Origin of the sequence: Phenylobacterium sp., from assembly GCF_020402505.1 — a bacterium.
In the GTDB taxonomy this organism is placed as follows: domain Bacteria; phylum Pseudomonadota; class Alphaproteobacteria; order Caulobacterales; family Caulobacteraceae; genus Phenylobacterium.
In genome coordinates this window covers 1-4,696 of record NZ_JADBZL010000127.1, presented here as the reverse complement: position 1 = coordinate 4,696, position 4,696 = coordinate 1, and the positions used below count along the sequence as shown (strand labels likewise).

Below are 4,696 nucleotides of genomic sequence, written 5' to 3'. Positions count from 1 at the left end.
GAATGCTTTGCAGATGCCTTTGGGTAGCCAGAAAGCGGGTTCTGAGTGCCAACAGACGTCGATAGATGCCGGAACCACAAAAATATTTTTCTGGCAGTTTTCTCAAGGAAATCAAAAGCGTAGCATTCTGACGGCCTCTCAGTCGGAAGATGGCCGTCAGAATGGGGGCTTAATATAGGATTTTCAGAGACTTATGAGAACTTCAGACAATCGAGTGGGAATAGGCTGATCCGTCGAGGGCTTGAGGGCCGGTCGCCTATAGAGGTGAGCGGGGCAGATTCAGCCTTACGGACAGGCCGCCGGGCTCGCGGTTCCTGATGGTCATGTCTCCGCCGTGTGCGGCCATGATCCGGCTGACGATGGAGAGCCCGAGTCCGGCGCCGGCGCCATTGACGAAGGGCGCCCGAGCAAATGCGTCCGGGCGAGATGTCTCCTGCACAACCTCCATGCCTGGACCGTCATCAAGGACCTCCAGGCCCATCGGATCGCCACATACCCGGATGGTGATGCGCCCTCCGGACGGGGAATGCCGGATGGCGTTGTCGACAAGATTGGAGAGCGCGTGCGCCAGCGCATCGGGATCGCCGTTCACCAGTTCGGCGCCAGCCAGGCGCACCACGTCGAGGCGCGCGCCCGCCGCATGCGCCAACGGTTCAAGCTTGCACGCGACGTCGATCGCCACCTCTTCCAGGGCGATCCGCCGACCGGGATCCACCACCAGCCGTTCCGAGTTGGCGAGCGCCAGCAACTGGGACGAAAGCCGGATCAGGGCGGCAATGTCGGCTTCAATGGAGGACTTCGGGATTGTCTCGGCGCTCAGCTCCAGTCGCGCCTTAACGGCCGCGAGGGGGGTCCGCAGGGCATGGGATGCGTCGAGCAGGAAGCTGCGCTCCCCGTCACGCGCCTGCGCCAAGGCTGCAATCGCTGCGTTGAGCGTCGCCACCAGTTCCTTGACCTCCGCGGGCGCCGCCTCGACGCTCAATGGGCGCAGGTCATGGAGCGCGCGTATGCGCCGGGCCTGCTGCGAGAGGTCTTCAAGGGGCCGCAATGTCTGGCCGATTGCGCTGCTGGTGATCCAGAAGACAAGCAGGATGAGCGGGAGGATCGGCAGGATCACGTGCAGGGCGAGTTCGTTCAGCACGAGATGCCAGAAGAGGCCCGCCGGATCCCCGCGTACGGCGGTCACGACATGCCAGCGCTCTCCGTCCCTGTCGAAGGCTGCGCCTGCAAGCCAGGCGCCTTCCGCAGTCCTCTCGGTCCACTCGGTCGGACGATCGCCCGGGAGTAGCGGGTCCACCTCGGCCCAGGGGAAACCTGACTGGGCCAGGATACGCCCCGCGTCCCTCTCGATCCGCCACCCATAGGCGGTCGGGTGATTGGCGTACTCGGGCTGCGCCGCGGCTACCGCTTCCGGGACTCGCGCCGGGTCATCGGTCTGTATCGCAATCGACCGGATCGTCTCTGCCATTTCCAACACCTTGCGCTGGCGCAAGTCGGAGTGATCCGAGCCGTAGTGGGCGCCGACGGCCAGGAGCGTCATGAGCGCTACGGCCAGGGTCGCCAGCAGCAGGCGAATGCGAAGTCGGCGCGCGAGGGACCAACCCTCAGGGCGCAACATGTGGGCCAGCCCCTTGGAAGACGTAGCCGACGCCACGCACCGTCCGGATGGCGTCATGCAACCCCGATGCGCGCAGTGTTCCGCGAAGGCGCGATACACTCACCTCCAGCGCGTTCAGGGTCGGATCGGCGGCGTGATCATAGAGCGCACCCTCCAGATAGGCGCGCGAGCAGACCTGGCCAGGGCGGCGCACTAGCGCCAGGAGCAACTGCTGCTCCCGTCGATTCAATGCGAGCGGCTTCCCGAGGAATGTCGCCGCTCCCGTCGTCATGTCCACCTCCAGTGCGCCCAGGCGGACGCACGCCGCCGCAAGGCCGCCGGGGCGGCGCAACAGGGCGCGACACCGCGAGATCATTTCGCGCAGCTCAAACGGCTTCACCAGGTAATCGTCTGCGCCCTCATCGAGCCCTCTGACCCGGTCGTTGAGCTCTCCCCGCGCCGTGAGCACCAGAACGGGAATCGCAAGCCCGCCCGTCCGCCAGGTGCGGATGAGCTCAAGACCATCACCGTCCGGCAGGCCAAGATCGAGCAGGACCAATTCATAGGGATTGAGGCTGGCGAAGGCTGCGGCGTCTTCAAGCGACCGTACCCAATCGACTGTGAACAATGCGGCCTTGAGCGCCTCACAAAGGCTCTCTCCGAGCCGTTCATGGTCCTCGACGAGCAAGACCCTCAACGGCGGGGCCTGTCAGGCTGCAGCAAGGTCAGCGGCGCATAGCAGCAGCCTGAATCTGCAGACTTGGAACTGCGCGCCATGGCCCATTTTCTTTCGCACATCGTCCCCTTCACCGCCTACCCTTACAAAGGGGAGGCGGCGGCCTGCAACCTTTGCGGGTCGGACTCGACCGTCGACATCTGCCGCAAGGATCGACGCTGGAAGACCCTTGGCACTGTCGCCTGTGCAGAGTGCGGTCTCATGCGCACCCAGCCGATGCCCAGCGATTCCGAGCTCGAGGCCTACTATCGGAGCGAGTACCGGGCTGACTACCAGATGGCGTCTGGGTCCCCGCCCAAGTTTCACACCACGCGTTCCTTGCGAGACGCACGGGCGCGCCTGACGAAGCTCTCGGCCTTTATCAGGCCGGGCCAACGGGTTCTGGATTTCGGCTGTGGGTCCGGCGAGTTTCTCATGCTGGCCCGCGAGCAGGGATGCTCGGTGCTCGGCATTGAGCCCGGTGAAGTGTTCGCGCGCTATGCACGCGAGACGCACGGCATAGATATCATCAATGCGCCCTGGCAGGCCGTCGACCTTCCCGACGGGCAATTCGACCTGATCACGTCTAACCATGTCGTCGAGCACTTGCGCGCGCCTGTTGACGCCATTGGCGCGATGGCCCGATGGCTCGCGCCCGGCGGCGCGCTCTTCCTCTCCGTTCCCGACATGCGGCCGAATGACCGCCCGGCCTTCGAGCGGTTTCATTTCGCACATGTGCATGGCTTCGTGCCGGCGACACTGCAGGCTGCGGCGGCAAGGCACGGGCTTGTGCCAGCAGACGGAGAGCCACTGACCGACACAACAGCGATCTTCCGGCATGCCAGGCCGGATGAGCGCCCCGCACCGTTACCGCCCCCGGGTCTCGCGAACACTTTGGCGGAGGGCTACCCGGACTCCTCGATCGCAGCCTACGTCCTTTCGGGTCGCTACTTCCGCGCCGCCGGGCGTCGCTTTCGGAACTGGCGGCGCGACACCTTCCGGGTCGCCGTCAGTTCGTCTCGATAGGATCCAGGATCCTTCGGATCGTGGGGTTTGGCCGGCCGTCAACCTCTTTGATTGGTCCAAAGAATTCTGCCGGCGTGATGTAACTGGCCATCATCTCCACTGGAGGAGTCGCCAACGCAGTCTGGCCGCGTAGACGAGGAGTGTGCGCCCAGTGCGTCGACTGCAGCGCGCATTGGCCCCGAACCGATTGCTGAACGACCCAATCGTTCGGACGGGCGCCAGACCGGCGCCAGGCGGAGCGTCAGGCCTCGATCAGCCCCTTTGCCGCAAGGTGCTCCCGCACGCCCTGGGCGAAGGGTGTCGCGGTCAGGCCGAAGCGGCGCGTGATCTTCTCGCTGGAGAAACGGTAGTCCCGCTCCAGCTGATAGGACATCTTGTCGACCTCCCTAAGCAGCGGATTGAAGAGGGCTATGGCTTGGACGAGCGGCTTTGGCAGGGTGATGTGGCGCGGCCGCACTCCCAGTATTTCGGCGATCAGCTGCAGGGTCTGACGGGCGGTGCGCGGCTCCGGATCGGTGGGCATGTGCCAAATCTCGCCGTCGGCCTCGGGCGTTTCGCCCAGGAAGGCGAGGGCCCGACCGTTGTCGGGGATGTAGGTCAGGCTGTGCACCCGGTCATCGCGGTACAGGGCCAGGGCGGGCTTGCCGCGCTTCAGCTGGACGCCCCAGTCGCCGATCATGTCAAACTGCGGGTAGTCGCCATAGAAATCGGCGCTGCGCGCGATGCAGGCGCGCAGCCCCTGCCGCTCGACCGCCTCCATCACGATCCGGGCGCATTCGGCGCGGGCCAGACCCTTTTCGGTGGTGGGGCGGATCGGGCAGTCTTCGGTCATCCATCCCTCGACGGGGCCGTAGGAGTAGACGTTGTCGAAATAAACCAGCCGCGCGCCTGTGCGCCGCGCCGCCTCAACTGCATTTCCCACGACGCGCGGAAAGTCGCGCCGCCAGATCCGGGAGTCGTAGGGCAGGCCGACGACGCAATAGAGCACGTCGGCGCCCTCCGCGGCCCGGGCGAGCGCTTCGACGTCCAGCGCATCGGCGGCGACCAGCGTCTCCCGCCCCGTCACCGCTGCGGGATGGCGCTGCACGATGCTGACGTCGTGGCCCGCAGCGACCAGGTGCGGGCACGCCGCCCGGCCGATCGTGCCCGAACCGCCCAGAAGCACATGTCGTCCCATGATCCACGCCCTCTGCTAAACCTCAGGGGAGTGAGCTATTCCGCCCTGAACCTCCGGGCAAGGCGGCGCCAGCGCATACCAGAGATACGAAAAGAAAGATCCGGGGCGAGCCCCGGTCCAAGCCAGGTTGGCGGGGTTGCGACCTTTTCGACGTGGGGTAGGGCTTTGGGGGACGCAGAGG

The 4,696-nt window shown here is 65.4% G+C and carries 4 protein-coding genes; 1 reads left to right on the top strand and 3 read right to left on the bottom strand.

The genetic code is table 11. From position 1 onward, the window contains the following. Positions 1-256 precede the first annotated feature (256 nt). Both IM632_RS09505 and IM632_RS09500 read right to left on the bottom strand, forming a co-directional pair. A complete protein-coding gene (locus IM632_RS09505) occupies positions 257-1,618 on the bottom strand; it encodes a HAMP domain-containing sensor histidine kinase (RefSeq protein WP_296480706.1) in 1,362 nt (453 codons plus the stop codon). Further along, the gene (locus tag IM632_RS09500) at positions 1,605-2,285 is read right to left on the bottom strand and encodes a response regulator transcription factor (protein WP_293516914.1); all 681 of its coding nucleotides are present in this window, start codon (positions 2,283-2,285) and stop codon (positions 1,605-1,607) included. Before IM632_RS09500 ends, IM632_RS09505 begins: the two co-directional genes overlap by 14 nt. A 72-nt stretch (positions 2,286-2,357) precedes the next feature. On the opposite strand from IM632_RS09500, the gene IM632_RS09495 reads away from it, so the two are divergent. Further along, positions 2,358-3,338, top strand: coding sequence for a class I SAM-dependent methyltransferase (locus tag IM632_RS09495; RefSeq protein ID WP_296480707.1), 981 nt, complete (start codon positions 2,358-2,360; stop codon positions 3,336-3,338). Positions 3,339-3,579: 241 nt separating this feature from the next. Here IM632_RS09495 and IM632_RS09490 read toward each other — a convergent pair whose 3' ends face one another. Then, entirely contained in the window at positions 3,580-4,515 is a 936-nt protein-coding gene (locus IM632_RS09490; RefSeq protein ID WP_296480710.1) for an NAD-dependent epimerase/dehydratase family protein, read from the bottom strand. Positions 4,516-4,696 lie beyond the last annotated feature (181 nt).